Origin of the sequence: Sphingobacterium tabacisoli (genome assembly GCF_017908035.1) — a bacterium.
Classification (GTDB): Bacteria; Bacteroidota; Bacteroidia; order Sphingobacteriales; family Sphingobacteriaceae; genus Sphingobacterium; species Sphingobacterium tabacisoli.
Genome location: NZ_JAEQMU010000002.1, coordinates 699,177 through 724,742 on the forward strand (window position 1 = coordinate 699,177; position 25,566 = coordinate 724,742).

A 25,566-nucleotide genomic window follows, 5' to 3' on the forward strand; every position below is an offset into this window, starting at 1 on the left:
TTACAGCCTCTGAGATTGATTATTGTAGTATAAACTCAAAGAAATGATCGATCAGGATAAGTTTGTTGAACTCTTAAGCAGGTATCAAAGAGGAGACTGTACAGAACAGGAAAAAGCTGTGCTAGAAAGTTGGTTGACTTTCGGTCACTTCGATGGCCCCGTCTATGATGATCAAGTACTGGACGAGAAGATAACCCGGATCAGCGACAGATTACCGTTGAGAAAAGAAACGTCCACCAGAAAAATTAAACTAAGTCGCGTAATTTATATTGCCGCCTCTTTTGCAGCAATATTCATCGCTGTTTGGGTTTATAATACCCGCAAAAACAGAGGAGAAATGCTGCTGCCAACAACCACGGAAATCGTAGCACAGATTGAACCGGGTAAAGATCAGGCCTTTATTTTATTATCGGATGGCCGAAGGGTAGCTGTGGAGGATGCGGAAAGCGGACTTTTAGCCTTGGAGTCTGGCGTAAAGGTTACCAAATCTCCCTCAGGTGAGATTACTTATGAAGTGGGCATATCGGAAAAAGCAAATCCAAATACCTATAATACCATAGAGACACCTCGCGGTGGCCAGTTTCGCGTCAATCTTCCAGACGGTACCAAAGTATGGTTAAATGCTGCATCATCTTTAAAGTTTTCAACAGCACTTTCAACGGTCAAGGAAAGACGCATAGCGTTAAATGGCGAAGCATATTTCGAGGTAACTAAAGATCCCGATAGACCATTTATAGTAAAGAGTGGCAATCAAGAGGTAGAAGTGCTCGGTACTAAATTTAACGTAAGCGCATATTCCGAAGAGACAAACATGAAAACTACCCTAGTGGAAGGAGCCGTAAAAGTAACAAGTGGCAGTATCAAGAAACAATTAAAGCCGGATCAACAAGCTATTGTTTCCAAATCAATTACGATAAAGCCTGTGGTGACAGAGGTGGAGCTGGCTTGGAAAAATGGAGATTTTAATTTAGAAAGTGATGATTTTAGAACTGTAATGAGAAAAATATCGCGTTGGTATGATGTCGAAATAGAATACGACCACTCTGCACCAGTCGACTTGGAATTAGGTGGAAAAATTGCACGATCCAAAAGTTTAGCTTCTATATTACGCATTATGGAAGCAACCGGAGACGTAAGATTCAAAATAGAAGGAAGGAGGATTATCGTAACAAAATAGAATAATACAAACGACACCAAAAAGGAGCCGGAAATGGTGGTACATTCCCGGCGATATGGGCGTCATTTGAAATGATACTTGACTAACTTAATCAAATTTATAACCCAAACAAATGTATAAAAATTATGCTAAACGTTTTGGTATATCCTATGGATATGCCAATAAATTAATGCTTATTATGCGACTAACTATTGTCCTGTTATTTTTTAGTATGCACTTGAGCGCTAGAATGGTAGCGCAGAATGTGACATTGAAAGGAAATAATATTTCGTTACAGCTAGTTTTCAATCAGATCAGAGCCCAGACGGGGTATGATTTCGTCTATAACAAAGCGTTGCTTAGTAAAGCGAAGCCCGTTGTGATCGATGTGAAAAATAAACCTTTACAAGAAGCCCTCAATAGCTGCTTAGAGGGACAGGCATTGGTCTATACCATACAGGATCAAACGATAATTTTACGGGAAAAGCGGGAAAAATCATCTACATCATCAACCGATTTGAACCAAAGAAAGGTCAGTGGTCAGGTTTTGAATGAACTTGGACAACCCTTGGTTGGAGCAAGTGTACGCGTGGTATCAAACGACGTCTCTACAAAAACGGACGAAAATGGAAGCTTTAGTCTGGTAAATATTGATGACAAAGCTACTTTAGAAATTTCGTATATTGGATATAAAATGGTACAGGTGGTAATCAATAGCACATACCTAACAATCCGTCTGGTTCCTCTTACAACAGAACTTGACGCTATAACTGTAGTTAATACCGGATACCAGAGTATTTCCAAAGAACGAAGTGTTGGTTCATTTGCCAAGCCAGATCAAGAAATATTAGCAAATCGCTCGACTAGCATGAATGTCCTTCAGCGCCTGGATGGTCTCGTACCTGGTTTGACTGTAAACAATTCCCCAGGCTCCGAGTCCATTCTTATTCGCGGACTCAATTCTATAAATTCAAGTAGGTCACCTCTAGTTGTTGTGGATGGTATTCCTACCACGAGCATAAATACAGTTAATCCACAGGATGTAGCGGATATTACAGTATTGAAAGATGCGACTGCTGCTTCGATCTGGGGAGCAAAAGCTTCCAACGGGGTAATTGTCATTACTACCAAAAGGGGAAATCAGTCCGACAAAATTCGCGTTAATTATGATGGATTTATCAATTTTCAAGGTAAGCCTGATTTAGATTATCTACCCGTATTAAATAGCGCACAATACATTCAGGCGGCGAGAGAAGTCTTTGATCCGATAGTTTATCCTTGGAATACGGCTTCAGCGTACACTTTAGGGGCGATTGGTATGCCTGTTCATGAAACTATACTTTATAACCATCATCGCGGGCTGATTACGCAAGCACAAGCGAACACAAGTCTCGATAGTTTGGCATTGATAAACAATCGCCAACAGATTAAGGATTTGTGGTTTCAAAATGCGATGCTGATGAACCACACGATCTCGCTGTCTGGCGGTGGTAAGGTGCATTCGTTTTATGGTTCAGCCTCCTATACAGATTCAAGATCTAACAGGGTTGATAATAAGGATAATACATACAAAGTGAATTTAAGGCAGGATTTTAATTTTGGTCCCGCGTTTAAAGCTTACTTGATCACAGATCTCACCAGTAGTAAAGGCACATCACCTCGAAATGTTTCTGTTGACAGCAGATTTTATCCTTATCAATTATTTAAGGACGATGCTGGTACGTCACTCTCGATGCCTTATGTGGGCACCTTGTCTGACTCAACGCGTAGATCCGTGGAAACTCGAAGCCGTATAGGGCTAGATTATAAACCTCTGGAAGATGCGCAACTTGCGAATTCGGACAACAACGATCTTTTGAATAGGGTTATTGGGGGCTTTACTATTACACCTCTTAAATCTTTACGTTACGAGGGAGTATTTGGATACATAAGAGGCCACAATAAAAGAACGCTCTACGATGACAATTTAAGTTTTGTCCAGCGGAACGAACTGGTGCAGTTTACGGTTGCGCCTACAGCGACGTCGACCCCCACATATTATCTACCCGTAGCAGGAGGAAAGTTTTCGGTTGGCAATGTGCTTCACAGAGACTGGACCATACGAAATCAATTTATCTTCGATCACAGTTGGAATGAGCTGTTGCATCAACTAACCGTATTGGCGGGGCATGAAGCTCAAGAGCAAAAGATGACATTGAATCAAAGTGTAGTAAGAGGATATAATCCACAATTACGCAATGCGATTCCGATTGATTATGCAGCATTATCGTTAGGGATCGCTAATCCTCTAGTTCCCAATAATCTGAATAGAAGTGTTCTAGTCCCTGATTTTTATACAGAGACCGAGAGTCAGATACGTTTCAACTCTTATTACGCTAATGCGGCTTATACATACAATCAAAAGTATGCTATTAATGCGAGTTGGCGGATTGACAAAAGTAATTTATTCGGTGTAGAGAAAGGTGCACAGGCAAAACCTGTTTGGAGTACAGGTATAAAGTGGAATATTCATCAGGAGAATTTCATGCGTGATATTTCTGTCCTAGACAGATTAGCCTTTCGATCTACATACGGTGTGACTGGAAATTCCCCGATCCCGGGCGCTGCTTCATCATATAACATATTATCTTCAGCGACATCAGCATCCTTACCTGGGGGAAGAAGTTATTCAGTAGCCACGGCAGGAAATCCGAGTCTTACTTGGGAACGAACAAAAACTGCCAATTTTGGTTTAGACTTCGCCATTCTAAAAAATAGAATATCCGGTTCTGTTGATTATTATTACAAAAAAACCGATGATCTTATTGGTCAGTTACCCGTAAATTCACTTACCGGCTTTTCGGTAATTGTAGGCAATTACGGTAGTTTGAAAAATAAAGGAATAGAGGCTGTGGTCAATTCAGTGAATATTAGTAACCCCAATTTCAAATGGTCTACATCACTCAATTTAGCTTATAATAAAAATGAGATAACAGATTTGAAATATCTCACACCCATTTCTACAGGCCAACAGATGATCAACCAACGCTACTTTTCAGGATACTCCGCATTTGCCTTATTTGCCTACCCTTATGGAGGTTTGGATCAGTTGGGCGACCCGCAGATAACAATAGCCGACGGTGGTATCACAAAGGCTAGAAATATAGCTAGACCTGATGATATGCTTTATATGGGTACCACCCAACCTCCCATTAGTGGAGGTCTGTCTAATACTTTTTCCTACAAGGGCTTTTCGCTAGGGATAAACGCTGTTTTCAATCTGGGACATGTCATGCGTAGAGATGTGGGTAATTTCTTCAGCGGTCGGTTGATCGGTACAAATGCACTCGTACGAGTGGCCGGAAATTATAATTCATCCATGGATTTGACACAAGGCAATATCAATTCTGTCTTTTTAGAAAGATGGCAACAAGCGGGCGATGAAAACCGGACCGATGTTCCATCTTATATCAGTAATACAGCTTTGTCGAATAGTCGTAGGGACATTAATTATTATATCTATGGTAACAATAACGTACTCGATGCTTCCTACATCAAAGTCCGGGATATTACGTTATCCTACAATTTGCCCCAATCGATTTTGGATCTAACGAAGACAAAAAGTGTTGCTTTGCGGATGCAAGTGTCCAATTTAATGCTTTGGAAAGCGAACAGTCATGGAATAGACCCTGAATTTCAAGGCTTCGCGACGAGTGTCGCAACTGGGGGCGACCCAGAGACCATTGCTGGTGTGACACGCGGGTTAAGAAGCATGCAAGGGACAGTAACTTTAGGTGCTCACGTATCATTTTAAAAATTGCATTGAGATGAAAACATTATTCAGAATAACTATATGGATAGGGATATCCAGCCTTTTTCTCGCTTGTAAAAGCGACTTTCTGGAAGTAACACCAGCAGGAAAATTGATTGCTACCACAACCGCTGATTATGATCTGCTGTTAAATAGCCTGACATTGGGTAACCAATTTATCACTAAGCCTCAGGCTATGGGAGACGAGATGGCAGGTATAGAGTCGTATTATGTGGGGACTACCATACAGCAGCAAAGGGCTTTTCAGTGGGAAAATGATATTTATGAACAGAATGAGGATGCGCAGGAAATAACCAATCCAACCAAGGCACTCTATCTGTACAATATTGTTATAAACGAAGTATTAGCTTCTTCTGATGGAACGGACGCACAAAAGAAGACTTTACAGGCTGAAGCCTTGGCCGGTCGGGCATGGACTTATTTTCAATTGATCAATTTATTTGCACCACCTTATGTATCAGCGACAGCAGCGACGGACAAAGGATTTCCCATTATTGATAAAGCAAACGTATTATTGAGTAATTTCCAAAGAGCCTCTGTACAGGACGTATACGATTTTATTATTGATGATCTTAAGAAGGCTTTACCCTATCTAGACACTACCCCTAGGCACAGATACCGCATGTCCAAACCTGCCGCAGAGGCACTGTTGGGCAAAGTCTATTTATTTATGGGACTGTATGATCTGGCGTTGCCCCATCTTAATGAAGCAATGACAGGAATCAGTACGTCAACTTATCCCGTCCGGCTCTACGACTATAATATAACATTTGGCCCCGGAGGTACATTTTTGCCCATATCCGTTTTTGGCCCTGTTCTTCCCAATCTGTATAACAATGAGGAGAGTTTATATTCAAGACAGTCTACTGGCGATTGGACCAGTGCTTCAAATGCGCTGGTTTTGACGCCTGAGACTATGGCACTCTATGGAGCATCCGACCTACGACGAAATTTTTTAAATACGACACCCTATCCAAGTGGAGCCGCTTTTCCTTTAGGTATGGCTCGAAAGACAGGTCCATTTTCTCCGATTATCGGCATGATGGTACCAGATGTATATCTGATGCGTGCCGAAGTCAAGGCTAGATTAGGCGATCTGGTAGGAGCAAAGGTTGATCTAGAGGCGCTGAGAATTAAAAGAATGCCACCGGCTGCAGCTGTGGTTCCTGATGGGATCGCCGGAGATCGAATAGGGCTGGTACGATTTATTCTAGACGAGCGTATCCGAGAATTTTCTGGACTGGGTTACCGCTGGCATGATATGAGACGTTTGTCTGTTGATGGAGAATTTAGTAATACGGTTAAAAATAAACATATAATTTATACTCTTGCGGGGGATATAACAAAGACATTTACGCTTACCGCGGATAGACTAACCTTCAAAATTCCACCAAAAGTATTGTTCGAAAATCCACAAATGGAAGATAATGACTAATTAATAGGTATAATATTTATTAAAATAATTAAGATGATAAAGAAATTGATGTTTGCTATGCTGGCGTTGTGTATATCGATAGCCGTATTAGCACAAGATAAAAAGGAAGAAAGTACACCTGTAACTGATAAGGCTAAAGTAGGACGGGAAGAGTTGATTAACAAGCTGTTCGCTGAGAAGGATGGAGATAAAGCCAAGTTGTTGGCGGCCGAAATAATTCATAAAATAGATAGCGATCCCTCATGGGCTGCCGAAAAGAAGAGAAGAGACATGTTGCGTATACATCCCTTGTATGCCTATCTGAATGCCGAAGATTTTGACGGATTTAAAAGATTTCTTAACGAGTTAGGTGAGGTTACTGGAACTGAGCGTATACATTTTGCCACTGCGGGGTATGCACGTAGGGCTATAAGTAAAGGAATTGATTTAGATTTTGCAGGACAACTGCTTGAAAAAGAAAGAAATTGGGCACTGCAAAAGATGGAAGAAGCAAAGAAAGTTTCGGATAGTACTGCTTCGATACTGGCAGGAAGAGAGTACGGTTACGCGTTATTTACCAACGATCAAGCTCAATTAGCTTACAAACTAGGAGAAAAGAAAAGGGCATTGGAATTATCGAAAGAAGCCATGCGTTATAATGTCAAACGCAAAGATGCTGGCTTGATCGACTTCTATGTCCAACTGATTGCTGAACTTTCTCCAGAAGATAAATTGAAGGAAGAGTTAGAGCAGTTGGTCGAAGATAAGATGTTTACCGCGAATGCTATTGAACGTTTAAAAGCAATTTATTTGACGGACAACAAACATGAAGAAGGATTTGATCAGTATTTAGCATCGCTCAATAAGTCGCTGGTAGCAGACAAGATCGAAGACTTAAAGAAAAAAATAATAGACGAAACAGCTCCCGCTTTTAGTTTAAGGGATTTGGATGGTAATATCGTCCGTCTAGCTGATCTAAAAGGAAAGATCGTTATCTTGGATTTTTGGGCGACTTGGTGCGGTCCGTGTAAAGCCTCTTTCCCCGCCATGCAGACCATGGTCAGTAAATATAAAGAGGATGATGGTATCCGTTTTTTATTTATCGATACCTATGAGCAGGGAGAAAATAAAGAAAAGAATGCAAGAGACTATATCCAAAGTAAGAGTTTTACCTTTCAGGTTTTAATGGACAATACCGATCAGGTCGCAAAAAGTTATGGTGCAGCGAGTATTCCGGCCAAATTCGTCATTGACAGAAGTGGTCGACTGAGATTTAGATCGCCAGGCTTTTCCAGTGATGCTGATCTGATGGCTGAGATCGACGCGATGATTAAGCTTGTTGATCAATAGCAATCAACGTACCTCAGAGCGTAATCTAACAGGGGCTACTTGTTAGATTACGCTTTATGTTGACTCTTCTTTCGGGATATTGGACGAATAGACTTTGGATTCCCTTGTATAAATGTTTAATATTGCGGTATATAATCTATACAAGTCCTAAATGTCCCAAAGCGATAACAACGACGAAGTCCATTTATTGAAGGAACTGCGTGAAGGAGATCATGCCGCATTTGCTTGTATTTACGACCGCTATTGGAAGCGCATGCTCTTGATTGCTTGGAATCACACCCGTGACGAAAGCCTTGCGGAGGATATTGTGCATGAGGTATTTCTAAAACTCTGGGACAATCGAGACAATTACCAAATTACGAATATAGAAGGCTTTCTTGTTACGGCAATAAAATTCACAGTTTTCAATAGCTATCGCAAAGAGAAAAATAGAAAGCGTTTAGATGGAGTGCAAGATAATGCACAACTCATTCAGGATGATGAGAAGGAATGGGACGGCATTTTTCTCCAAGAATATATCGATGGTGTGGTAGAGCAGATGCCCGAAAAATGTAAGATTGTCTTCAAACATAGTAGAGAAGAGGGATTGAAAAATTCAGAAATAGCTGTTTTGTTAAATATTTCCGAAAAGGGAGTTGAAGCCAATTTAACCCGAGCTATTAAAATTCTAAAGAAGCGCATGGAGAAAGACGGATTATACCTTTTTATCTCAGCCTACCTGATCGATCGCATGATTTAATCTTGATTTAACTTTTTTATAATATTGATGTAGGGTCTTTTCTGTTTTGTTACTTATACTAAATAGATGACCCGAATTACATGGATAGAGATCAAATTTTATCTTTAATAGAAAAGCTGCGCGCCAATACCATTTCTATACAGGAGCATGATGAGCTTTTAGCTTGGTATAGAGCGGTATCCTATCAGGATGCGGTGTATCCTTCGGAAGAACAGCAAGTTAAAACTAAGATTTTGTACCGCTTGATGACCAATACAGGATTTGTACACCAGCTCCACAAGAAGCGAAGCATTAGACGTATCTGGTATCGCGCCGCGGCAGCCTGTATCCTTTTTCTATTTATGGGATCGGCTTATTATTGGATTTCCCAAGAAAAGACCAATGAGCAGTTGGTTGTAAAGCAAAATGTGGTAGACTATCTTCCTGGTGGCAATAAAGCCCAATTGATTTTAGAAGATGGATCTAAAATTGACCTAGATGGGGATCAGTCTTCCCTTTTGGTTGGCGATGAGGTCACCTATGCTGATGGTTCATCTGTGGCTTCAAAAATTCCAGAAAGTAAACCGTCAGGCCGATTACAGTTGGTCACCCCACGCGGCGGACAATATCAGATCACACTCTCCGACGGCACAAAAGTATGGCTCAATTCAGACTCCCACTTAAAATACCCACTTCATTTCACTGCTGCAGAGCGTACTATCGAACTTGAAGGGGAGGCCTATTTTGAGGTTGCGCATAATCATAAACCGTTTATCGTCAAGACAGATCGACAAATCATCCAAGTATTGGGCACAAAATTCAATGTCTCCAGTTATAGCGAGAATACAGTCGCTACGACGACCTTGTTAGAAGGAAGCGTCCGCGTAAACACTTCCTATGGAAACAATTTGCTCATGCCCGGTCATGAGTTGGTCGTTACCACCTCGGGGACTAAGATGAACGAAGTATATGCCAAAGACGCCATCGCTTGGAAGGACGGACTTTTTGTCTTCGACAACATCACCTTAGATGGTGTAATGGATAAGGTGTCTAGATGGTACAATGTGGATATTCATTTCGCCGATGAAAGCCTGAAGAAGGAATTAGTTTTTGCGGTCATTAAAAAATCAAAAAGCGTATCCGTCGTACTGGACAAAATTGCCAGCACAGGAGTTGCTAATTTCAGAGTAGATCGTGGGCGTATCAGTGTTACTAACAAATCAAAAAAATAAATTAAAGTCCTTTATTATGAAGAATACAAATGCCCCCTAATGTCCATATGCCGGAATGAAAAGGGCTCCATCCTGCAAGTCGAAGCCCTTTTACTGTTCTGTATAGAATTTACACAGTATAATTAATCATCCCTATTCAAATCTAATAGGGCAACTAATCACATTAACAAATGTACAAAATTAACCTAAAAAGCGTTAAAAGACTTCGGTATGTGCCGCTGTCAAGACTATTTCGCATTATGAAATTAACCATTTTATTCCTGCTTATTGGATTTATACAGGTCAGCGCTGCCTCATATGGGCAGACTCTTTCCATCAAAAAGCAGGACATGACCTATCGGCAGCTGTTCAAAGAGATTAGTAGTCAGACTGGGTTTGAGATCTTACTCCACAGCACCAATTTTGATGTCAATAAGCGTGTCGACGTGGATTTCAAGAGTATGCCTTTAATGACCGCGCTCTCTTGGATCAAATCAAAGGAAAACTTAGATTTTAAAATTGAAGGACAAAGTATTTTACTGCGGACGCTAGATAAAGAAATTATGCCTAAAGAGTCACAGCAAATGGAACGAGTGAGGGGGACGGTTACAGACGGAGGCGGTAAGCCTTTGGCTGGCGTGACGGTAAAGGTGAAAGGAAAAAATACCAGCGCCGTAACAAATGAGAAAGGCGAGTTCAGTGTACTTGTTGTACTCAATCAAGATGTTTTGCTGGTCAGTATGATCGGTTACAACCCAAGAGAAGTTAAAGTAAATTCAAGTACGCCACTTTCGGTTAAACTTCAAATTCAGCAAACCGATATTGAAGATGTAACAGTGACGGTGAATACCGGATACCAACGAATTCGACCCGAGCAGAGCACCGGAGCCATCGCTACCCTAGGAGAGAAGGAATATAGCTCGCGGATCAATACCAATTTTTTAGACGGTTTGACCAATAGATTGCCTGGCCTCATGATCAACAACGACGTACAGTTTACCAGTAATGGTACTTCTCGCCCCTTGTTCAATATACGAGGAATCTCGACAATGTCGGCCAATCAAAGTCCGCTGATCGTGGTCGATGGCTATCCTACAGAGCTGACGCTGGATATGCTTGATCCGAACGAGATATCGTCAGTGACTATTCTTAAAGATGCTGCTGCGGCTACCGTATACGGAGTCAGAGCTTCCAACGGTGTTATTGTGGTAAATAGAAAGCAAGCTGCTATAGGGAAGCCTAAGTTTGCTTTTCGAGCAACAGCGGGTATCCGGCCTAGTGAGAATTATAACCGCTACAGATGGGATGACAATCAGTCCGAAGTAGTCATGGCTTACCAAAAGAGCTTGCATTCTGCCAATATCAATTCAAATACGTGGCATCAAGCGATAACCGCTACCTTGGGTCGAGAGCAACGACCAGAACCATTCTTTATCCTGGCACAATTGGCCGGAAAGGCAATTACACAGGAACAGGCGGATCAACGATTTGCTGAACTAATGAGTTACGATAACAAGAACGATTATCGTAAATTATTCTTACAGACTGCGGTCAACCAGACCTACAATTTTAATGTTTCCGGTGGAAGTGACAAGGCTACATATTATCTGACGGCAAACTATATTAATAATCGCCCCAATTCGATTGCGAATAAGAACAGTAGATTTATGCTTTCTGGTAGGAGTAACCTCAAGCTGTCCCAAAAATTGTCTCTCGAATTTACGACAGATTATCAAGAACAGTTTGCCAAAAGCTCACCGGTGCCCGGTATAGCTTCCATGGCACCTTACGAGCGCTTACAGGACCTCTCAGGTGCTCCCAATTTTATAACGGGATCTGGTATATCCCCGGTGTACAATTCCTACTTGGTATCTCAGGGCTTATACGATCAGTTGTATTATCCCCTTGTTGATGTCAATGAGATCAACGATAAGACAAACTCGGCAAATAATCGATTCACAGCCAATTTTAACTATAAGCTTGGACATGGTTTTGATCTGTCCTTCGGCGGTATTTATGAGACGTCCCGTGCCGATGTCAATTACCTGGCATCAGAACAATCTTCAGTTGCTAGGCGCTACGTCAATAGTTATGCGACCCGTAGTACAGATGGAATCTTAAACTTTCCGGTTCCTAGAGGCGGTTTTTTAAGACAGGATGATACCAAGACCAGCAGTTATACCGGACGTGCGCAGTTAAATTACAATAAGACCTTTAAAGAAGTACATACGGTCAATGCCATTGCTGGAGCAGAGGTTAGAAACTTGGTCTACAAAAGTCACCGTTCTTCTTATTTTGGATACAATGACGAGACCCTACTGCACCAACCTGTAGATTATGCTAGTATTGCGACGGGTATGATTAGAGGAACCTATAATCTACCCTCCGCGCTTCAAAATAATTTCAACAGCTTATTTGATCAGCAATATGTCGAGGATCGGTTTATATCGGCTTATACCAATATGGTATATTCGTATAAGGATACCTATTCACTCACCGGTAGCATGCGTATCGATCAGTCTAATCTTTTCGGTACCGATCCAAAGTATAAGTATAAGCCATTATGGTCTCTGGGAGCCGCTTGGAATATTCATAAGGAGAGTTTTATGCAACATATAGATGCTATCGATCAATTAAAATTGCGCGCTGCATATGGTTTTAATGGAAATGTTGCCAAGATGTCTTTACCAGAGGTCGTCGCACAATCTGCCTTGAATCAATTCACCTTCCCACGATCGACCTCTTTAGAACTAGCTTCGTACGCCAATAGTAGCCTACGTTGGGAACAGACAAAAAACATAAATATCGGGTTAGATTACGGCCTGTTGAAAAATATCAGCGGAAGTATTGACCTCTATAAGAAAAAGAGTACGGATTTGCTGGGGTCGGCACTTATTGATCCGACCATCGGGGTCAGCCCTTCGCTCATCAATAAAGCAAATATAAATAATACCGGAATTGAGTTTGCACTACGAGCCGATTGGATAGCTACCGATAAGCTTAATTGGAATACAGGCCTTATATTGGCTAGAAATACAAGCAAAGTAGCCGAAGTATACCAACGCGGCGATTATAACCCCGAGACACTTCAAGCTATAGGTTTTGTCAAGGGGTATCCTGTAGGTGCGCTATTTTCGCACAGGTGGGTAGGGCTTGACGGAGCGGGCTATCCGATCATTAAAGATGATCAAGGTAAAGAGTTCAGCACCAATGTCAATATTCCTAATAATGGGATGTATGAGTTGATGCGTAGAGAGGATTCCGGACTCACGTATTACCAAGGGTCTTCGATTCCAACTTTCAATGCCGGCCTTAGTAATCGCGTAGACATCGGTAACTTCTACATTTTTGCGATGATCAACTACTACGGCGGTTTCAAGACCCGAATACCAAGAGCAAATCCATCATTATTACGACCATTAGAAGGAGCGGGCTCTTACTGGAAGCAGGCCGGTGATGAAAATACAACGGACGTAATGGCACTGGTAGCATTCGAAAAAGATAATCCTAGAAATGCTTACAACTATGCGGATACTTACGTGGTCAATGGGGCATACATTACCCTAGGTGATTTGACGTTATCGTACAACTTCAATCAAAGTTCTTTCATCAAGCGCGCGAGGTTTACCAATTTTGAAGTCAAGGCGCAAGCTTCCAACCTTTGGACCAAAGGGTTTAACAGCGCCAATTATAGTGTAGCGACAGGTAGCTACCAAAAGACATACATGACACCTACTTACACGCTGGGCATTTTTACCAATTTTTAAATTTAGAGCGATGAAAATAAATAAAAACATGATCATTCTATTTGTTGCAATAACCAGTCTCCTTACCGGATGCGACAAATATTTAGATATAACCCCCAAGGGCAAAAGGCTACTTACCACGGTCGCAGACTACGACCAGTGGATGAATAGTGATCTTTTGATTAATACAGTAGGGCAAGCATTTAATACATTGAATCTCTTAAGTGATAATGTAGATAATGTCAATATAACCAATCCCCCTACAGCACAGTATGACCTGATTTACTCTTGGTCCCAACAATTTTCAGCGGATATGCAGGCCACTCCCGTATTCTGGGGTGATCATTATGCGATCATCAATCATTTCAATACCGTAATACTGGGTATTGATCAAGCTACAGGTGGTACAAATGTGCAGAAGAAAAGTTTAAAGGCAGAGGCGCTTCTTGGAAGGGCATACGAATACTTTTATTTAGTCAATCTATATGGCAGACCATACGATAGCGAGACAGCGGACAAGGACCTGGCAGTGCCTTTTGTGGTTTCCAACGATGTATCACAGCTCGTACCCGATAGAAGCACAGTTGCAGATGTTAACCAGCGTATTATTGAAGATTTAAATTTTGCCGTCAACGATCTGCCTGCGGACAACAGCACAAATAGATTTAGAGGCTCAAAAGCCGCAGCCTATAGTTTACTGGCACGAATATATTTCTATCAGCGCAATTACGTAGAAGCCCAGAAAAATGCAGCATTAGCGCTTGATTTTACCAATGCCACGATGCTCGATCTGAATGAACCGATTACCTCTGTACAGGTCAGTATACGACGCGACGTGATTTATGGACGAATGTTTATGGGAAGTAATACGGTCGCTTTGGAATATATGCAGTCTTTTGCCGAAAATGATCTTCGCGTGCGTACTTTTTATAATAGTGCAGACGATTATACGTTTATCGAAAGAGGCGCTACCCAATATTCACCTTTGCAAGTGACACCTCAGTTTATTTACGAAAACTCGGGCACATCCGTACAGGAGATGAAATTAATTATTGCCGAGTGTGCCGCTCGCGGAGGTGACCTTACCCTGGCTTTGAAGCATCTGGAGGAACTGCAAAAAAATAGATTGGATCGCGAGACCTATGAGCCTTATTATTCGAACGATAAAGAGTCTGTTTTACAAGAGGTCTTATTGGAAAGAAATCGTGAGCTAGGTTTTAGTGGTCTTCGTTGGTTCGATATGCGTCGCTTGGATAAAGAAAATCGAATGCCAACCATATATAGACGCGATGCTCAGGAGAATATCATTTTTACATTGCCCCCCAAAGGCGATAGGTATACGCTCCAAATACCGATACAGGCTTTAAGCTTCAATCCGGGGATGCAACAAAATCCTTAATCTTCACTAAAAAATAAATATGAAAGCAAATTTTATATATAGCCTTGTTGTTACCAGTCTTTTGATAATAGGATGTCATAAAGATTCGGATAGCTCAAAACTACCCGAAGGGCAGGTTGGCATAAAGAATCCAGCGGGTAAAGATACCATAGAGATGCCTTTGTCTATTTTAAAGGACTCCGCAATTGTATTAAATTTTAATGCAGAGCTGTCGGGCAAATCATCGTACGATCATTTGGTCAAGTTTTCCATCGATACGAATCAAATGACAAACTATCGCGCGCGTTATGGTAAAGCCGAAGTACTACCTCACACTTCCTATCTGTTTTTGAAACAGTTCGCTTCACTTCCCGCTGGTGCTTCCGTTTCGGAGGCAGCAACACTCAATATCGGGCTACAGACCAAGTTGACAGAATATACGACTTATGTACTACCTGTCGTGGTCGAGTCTTTGGATGGTAATCCGGATGTGATCGATAAACGTGTTCTTTATCATGTATTTAAAACTGGTCGTCCACTTTTTATCAAGAAGGAAGGTTGGACCCTTGTGAATTTTTCTACGCAAGGATCGGCTTTACCGGCGACAAATGTTCTGGATGCCAGCCTGACCACCTATTGGGGATCCGGTTTTGCAATGAAGATGCCACAATGGGTGACGATCAATTTTAATAAGGATATTATTTTTAGTGCCGTCAATTATTCCTTCCCGGCAAATATGCGCTATCCAACACGTGGTGGTTATCCGACATTAATTAAGATCGAAACGAGTATGGACGGGACGACTTGGGTAGACAAAGGTAACTTTACGGGTAATTTGGTAGAGAATAGTCAAGTGCTCAATATTGGGCTTACTACAGCGCGATACATGCGGTTCACGGTATTAGAAGCCGCTAAATTCGTCGGTACCACAGATATCGTATATATCAGTGACATTATGTTGATGCCATAAAAATAGATTATGAAAAAAATAATTTTAATACTAGCTGTAGGATTGCCGTTGCTATTAAATGCGCAATCCACTTACACGGTCAAGGGGAGAATAGGTAGATTGAGTGCGCCTAGTAAAGTCTATTTGAGTTATAACAATGGCAGCACGAGCATTGCCGATTCGGCACAGCTCAATGCGGGACAGTTTAGTTTTCAAGGATCGGTCTTAGGACCGACCCTTGCAGTCCTGTCTGTTAAGCATAGTACTCCTTTGGCTTCAGCAAAGCGAAATTCAGACCTTTTAATGTTTTACCTCGAAAATTCGGAGATTTCGATTACTGCGACAGATTCCATCAAAAATGCAACGGTACAAGGCTCCAAGACAAACGACGACGAGAAACTGTTGAAAAGCTTACAGCAGCCCTATCTGTCTAAGATTGAATCCTCAAAGGGAATGCACCAATCAGGAGATATTTCCGTAAAACAGTATCAGCAGGGCCTGAAGAATGTAACACGTAAGTTTATAAAACAGCGTCCTCATTCAATTGTGGCGCTCCGAGCATTTAGGAAGACGGAATTGGCCTATAACTTTGATCCCGATACTGCCGCGTTGATTTTTGAAGCATTTTCTCCCGAGATGAAAGAGAGTGTTTATGGAAAGGAACTGGCCGAGATAATCAAAGTCGGACTGGAGACCAACCGCGGTATGCTGGCTATCGAAGTTGCCGAACCTGATACTTTAGGGAATATGGTTAAGCTATCGGATTTTAGAGGAAAGTATGTCTTGTTGGATTTTTGGGCATCTTGGTGTGCTCCATGTAGAGCAGAGCATCCCCATTTGATAAAGGCGTACCAGCAGTATAGTAATAATGGGTTCGACATCTTAAGCGTTTCCTTGGACAACCAGCATTCCAAGCAAGCATGGCTTGCTGCGATCAAAAAGGATGGTCTTCTATGGACGCAGGTATCAGAGCTTACAGGTTTCAATAGCAAAGCTTCCAAAGACTATGGGATAAAGGCTATTCCTTCCAATTTTTTAATAGATCCCGACGGAAAGATCATAGCACGGAATCTCCGAGGTCATGAATTAGAAGAAAAGCTTTCAGGCCTATTGAGTCGTAATTAGATCAACAAGTATAATCTTCGTGTCGTTTCTTGTTTAGACTGTTATGCAGATAAAGTAGGTAGGGAGCAGATTACTGAGGATTATATTATTAATTAAAGAAAGAGGCTGGATACAGCCTCTTTCTTTTGATTAATTTAAAGCTTTTTCTAACATTTCTTCCAACGCCTTATGACTTAAACGCCTTCCGAGAATGGTTCCATCCGGAGCGATTAGAAAACTATCCGGTATAGGTTGTACGCCATACAGTTCTGCCACTGGAGCCTTACCATTTGAAAGATCCGAAGCCTGTGGCCAGTTTAGACCATCTTTAACAATCGCCTCTTTCCATTTTTTCTCGTCTTTTTTGACATCGATCGAATATTGCAATATCGTAAATCCTTTGTCTTTGAACTTTTCGTACGTTGCTTTCATATGTGGGTGCTGTGCTCTGCAGGGTACACACCAGTGTGCCCAAAACTCTAACAGCACATATTTTCCTTTAAAGTCACTTAATTTAATAGGCGCTCCAGTAGTATCTGACGATGTGAAGTCTGGAGCTTTCTGGCCTATAGAGACAGTTTTGGTGGCACGTAATTTGCGACCAATGTAAATCCCTTCTTTAGATTCCTGTAGTTTAGAAAATAAATTATTGTAGAGTGTTTCTGCGAGATCCAGGGGCATCTTGTCATGTAGAACATACAAGTAGCCAAGACTGATTTCGGAGTCTGGATTTTCCTTAATGAAATTGATTTTAAAAGCGTTAACAGAATCCGTCTTCATTGTCATCTGATTTGTCAAGTCTTCATACTCAGGTGATTTTTGATCCAGAACTCTTAACTTCTGTAGCAATTTCGACCTGCGATCATAAATAGGGACTAAATACGCTTGGGTTTGGCTGTATTTATTATTCGTATTGGTTCCTGATATTTTGAGATAGTTCAGTGAATCCATATTTCCTGAAATATTAATTTTCCCTGGCTCAAGATAAAAATATGCGATTTGACGCGAAGTTGCATCTCCAAAATATATGTTTACAAAGTCTATTTCATCGGTCTTGCCTTTTAAAGAGAACTTGCCACCTTTACTTTTGGTAGTCAAAGTATCTAAAGTATTCGTCGTTTTGTTGGGAGCAAGAATAGTCACAGTTCCGTTTTGGAGCCCTTTTATATTCCCCTCAATTTTGAATGGAGTGGGTTTGGATATTTGTGCATTGACACCAACTGAAATGAATGACAACGCAATGAAAATATGAACTACTTTTTTCATAAGTGTATGATTTTTTTTTATGATCCGTTAGTTTACGGATCTGTTTTTTTTATAAATTACTTCCTCTGATACGCTTAATACGTATTCTGAACGATAGTACCATTACTCGATATAATCTCTGTTACAGGTATTGGGCTCGCATACCGCCTCGAATTTTTCGGTAAGGAGTACGTCTTAACGGGTTCACCTAATAATACATTGGTACTACTATAGGGATAAAAATCGCGGGTTAAAAGCACATCATCATTGGGGTCTTCGTTATTATTATATCTCCGGATGTCAAACCAGCGTTGTACAAAAGGTATTTCTCGTCTTCTTTCTTCCAGTATCTTTTTTATAGCATCATCTTTGGATGAAGCCTCCAGATTGACCCATGCGCCAGGTTTTAACCGTTTTGCCCTTAAGATATTTAGCGTATTCATTGCCGCCGCATAATCATCGGAACGAGCCAGCGCTTCGGCTTTCATTAATAACACTTCTGCTACTGTAGGGCCAGATGGAATTGATTCTTTAAAGAAAAATACATAACCCGGATAGCTGTAGGATGGTTTGACCATCCCTCGATCATACGAGTAGTTTTCGACCATGTGATATTGATAGCGTAAATCGTTTGTTTTGTCATAAAGTCCTAACAACTCCTGACTAGGTATATACCACCAAGTGCTTACGCTAAGCATCCTGAAGTATAGAAATTCTTTCCATCCAATCATGTCCGTTTGGTCGGCACTATTATCATGTGTATACGGATACTTGATCGTCACGGTTTCTGCTTGTGGTGTTCCGGCGTTAATACCTACAGTTCCGTCGATACCATAGTGCATTTCGGTATTATAGTCTACAAGGGTACTGTAGTCCTGTAATACAGCGTTAGCGTGCGCAATGGTTTTGTCGTAATCATTTTTATGTAAATAAAAACGTGCAGCGAAAGCATTTACACCTTCCTTACTTGCCCTCCAATGCCTAGCTCTACCCGAAGCTGTTAAGGAGACAGAGGTTTTTAGCGCTTCCTCCAGATCCGATTCGATCAACTGGTACACTTTTTCCAAAGATTGTCTTTCTATAGGCTCTTCAAAACTGGTACTGGTCTTTATGGGGAGACCCAATTCATTTTTATTGGCTTCCGTGTAGGGGAGACAATAGGTGTTGGCCAGTATCCAATAGCTATAAGCACGGATGAAATGAGCATCGGCTTTAATAATCGCCTTTTCCTGTTCTGTTCCACTGACATTGCTCAGGTTGTTTAGTACCATATTTGCAGTGAATATTTTTTTGTACTCATCGGACCAGAAGTTATCCCGTTGATCATCTAAGAGATACTGGGCGTCCCAGGTTGCAAATTGTATGCTAGCAATATTGGAAAGAATTCCTGGTCCACCATTATAGAGGTCGATAGTCAGTCCCCAGTCATCCGTGCCAAAGGTCTGGGCGCGATTTTCCTCTCGGTAAAAAGTAGAGTGATTATCTAGCAATGCATTCAGTTGCTCGGTTGTTTTTACAACGAGTGCGGAAGTCTTAGAAGGCGGTTCTTCTAAGAAGCGGTTACATGATGGCAACATAAATGACACGACGACTAAAATAAATATGCTATAGCTATGTATATGTGTTTTTTTCATGATATTATTTTTTTAGAGTTCACACTTGATACCAAAAGAAATACGAGGTTGCGGTTTCAATGTGCCTAAAGGATATTCAGGGTCCTCGCCTGCGTTGTTCGCCACAATGGTAAATAGATCATTTCCCTGCGCGAATACCTGGACACGCCTCATGTTAATTTTTGAACTTAAGTTGATGGGTAGGTTATAACTTAAGTTGATTTCCTGCAAACGGATATGCGAAGCATTTTCAACAAGATAATTCATGTAGGGGTGGAATCTATCCCAAAAATAATATCGTGGCTCGATTTGGTTCAGTGGAAGTGGTATTATATCCATAGGATCACCGTTTACGACCTCACCAACTTTCTTATTCGGTAATACACGTCCGTATAGTGTTGCAGGATAATTAAAGCCTTTTCTTTTAAACTTATGCCCAAATTTTCCGGTAATGATGAAGGATAGATTAAAATCGTAAACTTTAAACGAGTTGGTAAATCCAAAGGTATATGGAGCGACATTAGTCCCCATATTCAATAGATAAGTGGTGCCATCACCAGAAGTTGAGGCCGAGAAATCGTAAAATGTACCATTTGGACCAGCAATTGTTGGTTGGTTGTTTTTTACTCCCGTGTATTCGTATGCCCATAGCGTATTTGCATCTTGTCCTTCTACATAAGCGATAGATCCACCTCCTACAAGGGCAGCAGCATTATAATTAGCTACAAATAATTGGGTGATTTTATTTCTATTATACGAAAAGTTAGCATTTCCCCTCCACACAATATCATTTTCTTTTATTCGCTGTACCGTTCCCAGCTCTAGCTCGACCCCTTTGTTTGTCATAGCGGCATTGTTTAGGTTCTGACGCATGGTTCCATTTACCGCAGGAATGGATAGGGTTGCTATCAGGTCTTTGCCTGATTTGTTATAAAGATCGACTTTACCGTATAGCGCACCATGGAATAAGCTGTAATCGATACCTATATTCCAAGTGCCTGTTTTCTCCCAGCGTAGGGTAGGGTTTCCAAAACTTGAAATAGAAGCCCTATAATCTCCGGTATACAGATTTGGCGAGGGTTCCATAGCGATTAGCGGTCGGAAAGATGTCGATTTATCCACATTTCCATTGTAGCCATAGGTCGCTCGTAGTGCAAGGTGGTCTATCCAATTGATTTCTTTCATAAAGCGTTCTTTATTTATACGCCAACTACTACCCAGTGACCAAAAGGGGGCATACCGATAAGAAGGATCATCTGTAATCAGGTTCGAAGCATCCGTACGCATGCTTCCCGATAGCGTATACTTTGATTTATAAGTATATGCTGCATTCGCGAATAAGGAGAAATATCGATCCGTTATATACGAGAAATTATTTACATAATTAAAAGATTGGTTATAGCCGGTCCAATCGCGTACAGGTGCAGTCGGGGTACCAGGCCCATTAGGAAATATACCAACACTCAAGGTTTCTTCATTGTACCCATAAGAAGTAGGTGCACTATTGGTTTCCGAAACGAGGTGGTTTATTTCAGTTCCGGCAATAAAACTGATTTCATGGTCCCCGTTAAGCTGTCTCTCAAAATTAAGTTGATTTCTGAATACATAAGATTCAGTTCTACTTTTGTTTTGATCCAAAATACCACCCTTGGGCAGATTTAGTGTGATTCGGTCTGTAGCTCTGTCCCAACTAGCAGCGGTATTGACATTATTTCGTGCATAAAATGTGTTTTCATTATTAAAGTTTCTATTTGTTGTATTAAAAAGTTCATATTGAAACTTCGTGTCAAAAGAAAGTCCTTTGATTATTTTAAAGTTCAATCCTGTTTGTAAACGTGTATTCAGTTGTTCACTTGTATATTCTCTGTTTTCGATTTCTTGGATGGGATTGTATGACCAGTCCTTGTAAGGGAATAAGTCCGTAGGCACAAAGCGGTCGAGAATAGGGTCGTAATATCTAGAGATATTATTTAACGAACCATCTTCATTCCGAAGCATTTCATAGGGAGCGATGTTCGCTATATCTGCTAAAGGGTTTGGCGATCCATAAGGATTTACATTATAATTGACACCACTTCGGTTTACCTTGTTATAATTGACCAATCCTCCAAAATTGATTTGCAGCCATTTAAAAACATCGGCAGATGTATTATAGTTGACTGTATATTTTTTATTGTCGGATCGTCTAAAGTTAGTTTTCGTGTCCTCAAAAAGCAGAGAGATGCGATTACTCATTTTTTCAGTCGAGCCTGATAAATCCAAAGAATACTGTTGTACTGTAGGATTTGTTAGTAACTCATCACGAATCTGTTTTTTGTTGCTCAGTGTTTTGTAGGAGGATAAAAGTGCATCGCGCTCCGCCAATGTAATATAGCCTAAATTATGTTCACTCATGGCTATCATCCCCGGAGACCAAGCTTTGTATACGTCATTTGGGAACATACCACCGTTTATCAGTGCTCCCCAGTTACCAAAAGATTTCATCTCATAGTCGATCGTTTCGGATGAAGAGGCTAACGGATTCACATAATCCAGATCTAATTTTTTAGAGACCCGGGTGAAAGCGGAGAAGTTTACAGCCAATGGCATACCTTTCTTTCCTTTTTTTGTTACAACTACGATTACACCGTTCGCAGATTTAGCACCCCATATGGAAGCTGCTGCTGCGTCCTTTAGGACGGTCACACTCTCCACATCATTGGGGTTAATCGTGCTAAAATCGCCTTGTATCGGAAATCCATCCACAACGACCAGAGGTGCTGCATTTTGATTACGGATCCCAAAAGGATCGCGGATATTCAACGCCGTCTGACCCCGGATTTCAAATCTGGGATTGCCATCAGCGTCCAGTGTAGCCTGCATCCCTGCTGTAGTTCCGATAAGGCGTTGCGCGATGCTCGTAGCAGGTTTTTCAAGTTGTTCCTGGCTTATCGTGTTAAAGGAGCCCGTGGCCCTCTCTTTTGATATCGTTTGATAGCCGGTATTCACTACAGACACTTCTTCCAATTCAGCGGTAAGAGGTTCCATTTTTATCGACAACGTATGTGCTTTGCCTACGGTTATTTCTCTCTTTTTGTACCCGAGAAAAGTAAGCTGTAATACGGCACCTTCATCGACTCCAGGCAGAATAAATTCTCCCGCAGCACTGGTTTGTACAGCGATATTTGAGTTTTTTACACGTATAGTTACCCCCACCAATGGAGCCCCCTTTTCATCCAGTACGATACCCCTTATATCCACAGCGGCAATAGCTGATGCACTTTTAGCAATTTCATCTTTTTTCCGTATCAGAACAGTCTTATCATTTATGGCATAGAATAAAGGTTGATTCTTAAGGCAAGTTTCCAGTACATGCTTAATACTAGCATTTTTAAAATCGACATCGATTAACTTAAGATGGTTAATATCTTTGTCGAGGTAAATAAAATCATAACCGCTTTGCACACTTATTTTATCCAATACCTGTTGGAGCGATATATTCTTCCCCTTTATGGTAATCTGGGCATTGGTGACAGCGCTTACCTGCAGCAGGGAAAAAAGCATTATGAATGTGGTCAACTTCATAATTAATAGTGTTTTTTGGAGCATTTTCATACGAATATTCGCCCCATATTTTTCATCAATTTTCATTAATTTTGAATTGTTTGGTTAGTTGAGTATTAGTTCTCGTAATGAATTGTAATGATTGGCCAAACAGTTAAGCGGGGGTAGGTCGAAGTACTCCCGTTTTTTTTAGCCATTTAGTTAGAATATGTTATAGCATGACGATAATCCTCCTTCCTTCAATTTTAAATTTGGCAGCTTTTGTAAACGATATTTTGTCCAGAATTTCCGAAATATCGTCGTAGCGGCTGATTGAGCCCGTGAAAACTTTATCTGTGAAATCTCCTTTATAGATGACTTCTACATCGTACCATCTAGAAAGTTTTAACATAATGCTTTCCAAGCTTTCACTTTTGAAAATGAACTTGCCGTTTTTCCAGGCGATCATTCTCTCTGCATCCACATTCAGAATTTGGGTTTTGTTACCATGGAGCACAACTTGTTGATTCGGCTTTAGGAGCGTATTGTTAACCTTTACCGATCCTTCCAGTAGGGTAGTGCGGCTAATTGATTCTTCACTATAACTGTTGACGTTAAAGTGGGTCCCCAGCACTTCCACGGTTTGAGTTTTACTTTCTACGACAAAAGGTTTTTTGATATCCTTAGCCACTTCAAAGTAGGCTTCTCCGTCCAGTTTAACGAGACGCTTTTTTGATGTTCCCATATGCGCAGAATAAGTTAAGCTGGTAGCGGCATTTAGCCACACCTTAGTTCCATCCGATAGGGTGATCTGATAGGTTCCCCCTTTTGGAGTACTGATCGTCTGTGTCAGGGTAGCCGAAGAGCCCTGGGGTACACCAAGCACAGTGCCATCATTATAGGTCAGCTGTTCATCATCGATCACGATACCGTTTTGATTTTCGCTCAACACGATTTGTTCGCCATTCGCTAAGGTGATTGTTGCTTTATTTCCACCAGCTACTATTTCGTGTTTTTGGCCCAATTCACGTGCAGGCTTTAAGCTTGACTCATTTTGGTTATAGAGCTGTACGCCCCCAATCATTAGGACTATCGCTGCCGCGGCCGCTCCCCACTTCCATAATTTGTTGATCGATGTCTTATTTCTATGGCGGGGGATAGACTGGCTATAGAGCGGATCTTCAACGATCGCTTGGAAAATATCCGCGCTTTTGGAGTGTGGTAGTGGATAGCCGTCAAGACTTTTCCAATCTTTATCCATAAACAATTCCACATCGTCCAACGTATCATATTCGTTCAGATACGACAGAAGTTTATCATATTCCTCTTTACTGATTTTTCCGTTAGCATACTTTTCCAGTAGATGCTGGATGATATAGTTCTCCTCATTCATGTCTTAGATGGCTTCAAGATGGTGTTACTAATGATAATACACCGTAAAACAGACAAGGGAGTAGTTGGTATGAAGAAAAAACTAAAATTTGTTGAATAGCATAAAAATTACCGCGAGCTGAAAGTAACTTTCGAATTGAAGTCGGAGCGATTTAAGGGCTTCGGCACTGTGTTTTTTTACGGTTTCTTTGGATATGTTAAGTTTTTCGGCAATTTCTTGTTGACTTAATCCCTCGTATCTACTCATCTTAAAAACAAGTTGTTGTTGTTTGGTCAATTTTTGGACAGCTTGATCTGTGAATTTTTGAAGTTCTACAAGATTTAGAAATTCTTCCGTACTATTACTTTGGTCCAGATAATTTATCCAGAGTTCCTCCGCGGCGGCACTGAATCGTGTAGCTTCTCGGATTCGGTTTAGGCATAGTCTCTTACAGATAGTATAGAGTAGGCCTTCTAGCGATTGGTCCGGATCTAGATTGTGACGCGTAGTCCATAGCTTGATTAGCGCGTCATGGACGGCTTCTTCAGATTGTTCCGCATTGTGTAGGTAACGTATACAAAAGTGATAAAGTTTTTTATGCCATTTTTCAAAAATATGCTGAAAAGCACCTTGGTCATCCTGACTTAACAGAATAGCAAGCTCCTTGTCCGAATATTCGATATAAGAATTCATAAATGTAATTATTGCACTTCTAAATAGGCAATTTTGGTCAGCCCGAATTACAAAGGTAAGCCAAGATAGTTATATTTTTAAATTTATCCGTGCTGTCAAGCTTTTATTATATAGGGACAGCTCTTCCGTCTGACGTTTTTTGAAAAATAAAAAGGGACTGTCTCCTATGTTTGTTGTAAGCAAATATAGGAGACATTTTTTGTTTTATAGATTTGCTTTATATAGTGAGAAGAGGAAGAGCCAAGGGTTGTCTTAGTAGCTTTCGTAGGCATACTGATTTTTAG

15 protein-coding genes are annotated in these 25,566 nt (G+C 41.0%); 10 read left to right on the forward strand and 5 right to left on the reverse strand.

Annotated elements, in window-relative coordinates; genetic code table 11:
• The first annotated feature begins 43 nt into the window (after positions 1–43).
• The 10 genes from JKG64_RS13900 (at position 44) to JKG64_RS13945 (ending at position 16,858) form a co-directional block, all read left to right on the forward strand.
• The gene (locus JKG64_RS13900) at positions 44–1,177 is read left to right on the forward strand and encodes a FecR family protein (protein ID WP_210354908.1); all 1,134 of its coding nucleotides are present in this window, start codon (positions 44–46) and stop codon (positions 1,175–1,177) included.
• A gap of 112 nt (positions 1,178–1,289) precedes the next feature.
• Positions 1,290–4,949 (forward strand): SusC/RagA family TonB-linked outer membrane protein, encoded by a 3,660-nt coding sequence (locus JKG64_RS13905; protein ID WP_210354909.1) that lies wholly within the window; start codon positions 1,290–1,292, stop codon positions 4,947–4,949.
• 13 nt (positions 4,950–4,962) lie between these two features.
• On the forward strand, positions 4,963–6,402 hold the full coding sequence (locus JKG64_RS13910) for a RagB/SusD family nutrient uptake outer membrane protein (RefSeq protein WP_210354910.1): 1,440 nt from the start codon (positions 4,963–4,965) through the stop codon (positions 6,400–6,402).
• A gap of 33 nt (positions 6,403–6,435) precedes the next feature.
• Positions 6,436–7,731, forward strand: a complete 1,296-nt coding sequence (locus tag JKG64_RS13915; RefSeq protein WP_210354911.1) for a TlpA family protein disulfide reductase — start codon at positions 6,436–6,438, stop codon at positions 7,729–7,731.
• Between the two features lie 151 nt (positions 7,732–7,882).
• Entirely contained in the window at positions 7,883–8,470 is a 588-nt protein-coding gene (locus tag JKG64_RS13920) for an RNA polymerase sigma factor (protein ID WP_210354912.1), read from the forward strand.
• An 80-nt stretch (positions 8,471–8,550) separates the two neighbouring features.
• Positions 8,551–9,681, forward strand: coding sequence for a FecR family protein (locus JKG64_RS13925; RefSeq protein WP_210354913.1), 1,131 nt, complete (start codon positions 8,551–8,553; stop codon positions 9,679–9,681).
• Between the two features lie 239 nt (positions 9,682–9,920).
• Entirely contained in the window at positions 9,921–13,427 is a 3,507-nt protein-coding gene (locus JKG64_RS13930; RefSeq protein WP_246512601.1) for a SusC/RagA family TonB-linked outer membrane protein, read from the forward strand.
• Between the two features lie 10 nt (positions 13,428–13,437).
• Positions 13,438–14,805 (forward strand): RagB/SusD family nutrient uptake outer membrane protein, encoded by a 1,368-nt coding sequence (locus tag JKG64_RS13935; RefSeq protein ID WP_210354915.1) that lies wholly within the window; start codon positions 13,438–13,440, stop codon positions 14,803–14,805.
• 19 nt (positions 14,806–14,824) lie between these two features.
• Positions 14,825–15,754: a discoidin domain-containing protein gene (locus JKG64_RS13940; RefSeq protein ID WP_210354916.1), complete on the forward strand. Its 930-nt coding sequence runs from the start codon at positions 14,825–14,827 to the stop codon at positions 15,752–15,754.
• A 9-nt stretch (positions 15,755–15,763) separates the two neighbouring features.
• Positions 15,764–16,858, forward strand: coding sequence for a TlpA disulfide reductase family protein (locus JKG64_RS13945; RefSeq protein ID WP_246512602.1), 1,095 nt, complete (start codon positions 15,764–15,766; stop codon positions 16,856–16,858).
• Positions 16,859–16,987: 129 nt separating this feature from the next.
• Here the strand turns inward: JKG64_RS13945 and JKG64_RS13950 are convergent, their stop codons facing one another.
• The 5 genes from JKG64_RS13950 to JKG64_RS13970 form a co-directional block, all read right to left on the reverse strand.
• Positions 16,988–18,103, reverse strand: coding sequence for a TlpA disulfide reductase family protein (locus JKG64_RS13950; protein ID WP_210354917.1), 1,116 nt, complete (start codon positions 18,101–18,103; stop codon positions 16,988–16,990).
• Between the two features lie 74 nt (positions 18,104–18,177).
• Positions 18,178–19,716 (reverse strand): RagB/SusD family nutrient uptake outer membrane protein, encoded by a 1,539-nt coding sequence (locus JKG64_RS13955; RefSeq protein WP_210354918.1) that lies wholly within the window; start codon positions 19,714–19,716, stop codon positions 18,178–18,180.
• A 12-nt stretch (positions 19,717–19,728) separates the two neighbouring features.
• Positions 19,729–23,325: a SusC/RagA family TonB-linked outer membrane protein gene (locus JKG64_RS13960; RefSeq protein WP_210354919.1), complete on the reverse strand. Its 3,597-nt coding sequence runs from the start codon at positions 23,323–23,325 to the stop codon at positions 19,729–19,731.
• Positions 23,326–23,449: 124 nt separating this feature from the next.
• Positions 23,450–24,610: a FecR family protein gene (locus JKG64_RS13965; protein ID WP_210354920.1), complete on the reverse strand. Its 1,161-nt coding sequence runs from the start codon at positions 24,608–24,610 to the stop codon at positions 23,450–23,452.
• A gap of 81 nt (positions 24,611–24,691) precedes the next feature.
• Positions 24,692–25,282: an RNA polymerase sigma factor gene (locus JKG64_RS13970; RefSeq protein WP_210354921.1), complete on the reverse strand. Its 591-nt coding sequence runs from the start codon at positions 25,280–25,282 to the stop codon at positions 24,692–24,694.
• Positions 25,283–25,566: the final 284 nt, after the last annotated feature.

Excerpts from the sequence above, each read along its gene's own strand:
- JKG64_RS13970 (WP_210354921.1), bottom strand. The coding sequence starts at position 25,282 with ATGAATTCTTATATCGAATATTCGGACAAGGAGCTTGCTATTCTGTTA.
- JKG64_RS13935 (WP_210354915.1), top strand. The coding sequence starts at position 13,438 with ATGAAAATAAATAAAAACATGATCATTCTATTTGTTGCAATAACCAGT.
- JKG64_RS13940 (WP_210354916.1), top strand. The coding sequence starts at position 14,825 with ATGAAAGCAAATTTTATATATAGCCTTGTTGTTACCAGTCTTTTGATA.
- JKG64_RS13950 (WP_210354917.1), bottom strand. The coding sequence starts at position 18,103 with ATGAAAAAAGTAGTTCATATTTTCATTGCGTTGTCATTCATTTCAGTT.
- JKG64_RS13915 (WP_210354911.1), top strand. The coding sequence starts at position 6,436 with ATGATAAAGAAATTGATGTTTGCTATGCTGGCGTTGTGTATATCGATA.
- JKG64_RS13960 (WP_210354919.1), bottom strand. The coding sequence starts at position 23,325 with ATGAAAATTGATGAAAAATATGGGGCGAATATTCGTATGAAAATGCTC.
- JKG64_RS13920 (WP_210354912.1), top strand. The coding sequence starts at position 7,883 with ATGTCCCAAAGCGATAACAACGACGAAGTCCATTTATTGAAGGAACTG.
- JKG64_RS13900 (WP_210354908.1), top strand. The coding sequence starts at position 44 with ATGATCGATCAGGATAAGTTTGTTGAACTCTTAAGCAGGTATCAAAGA.
- JKG64_RS13910 (WP_210354910.1), top strand. The coding sequence starts at position 4,963 with ATGAAAACATTATTCAGAATAACTATATGGATAGGGATATCCAGCCTT.
- JKG64_RS13945 (WP_246512602.1), top strand. The coding sequence starts at position 15,764 with ATGAAAAAAATAATTTTAATACTAGCTGTAGGATTGCCGTTGCTATTA.
- JKG64_RS13965 (WP_210354920.1), bottom strand. The coding sequence starts at position 24,610 with ATGAATGAGGAGAACTATATCATCCAGCATCTACTGGAAAAGTATGCT.
- JKG64_RS13905 (WP_210354909.1), top strand. The coding sequence starts at position 1,290 with ATGTATAAAAATTATGCTAAACGTTTTGGTATATCCTATGGATATGCC.
- JKG64_RS13925 (WP_210354913.1), top strand. The coding sequence starts at position 8,551 with ATGGATAGAGATCAAATTTTATCTTTAATAGAAAAGCTGCGCGCCAAT.
- JKG64_RS13955 (WP_210354918.1), bottom strand. The coding sequence starts at position 19,716 with ATGAAAAAAACACATATACATAGCTATAGCATATTTATTTTAGTCGTC.
- JKG64_RS13930 (WP_246512601.1), top strand. The coding sequence starts at position 9,921 with ATGAAATTAACCATTTTATTCCTGCTTATTGGATTTATACAGGTCAGC.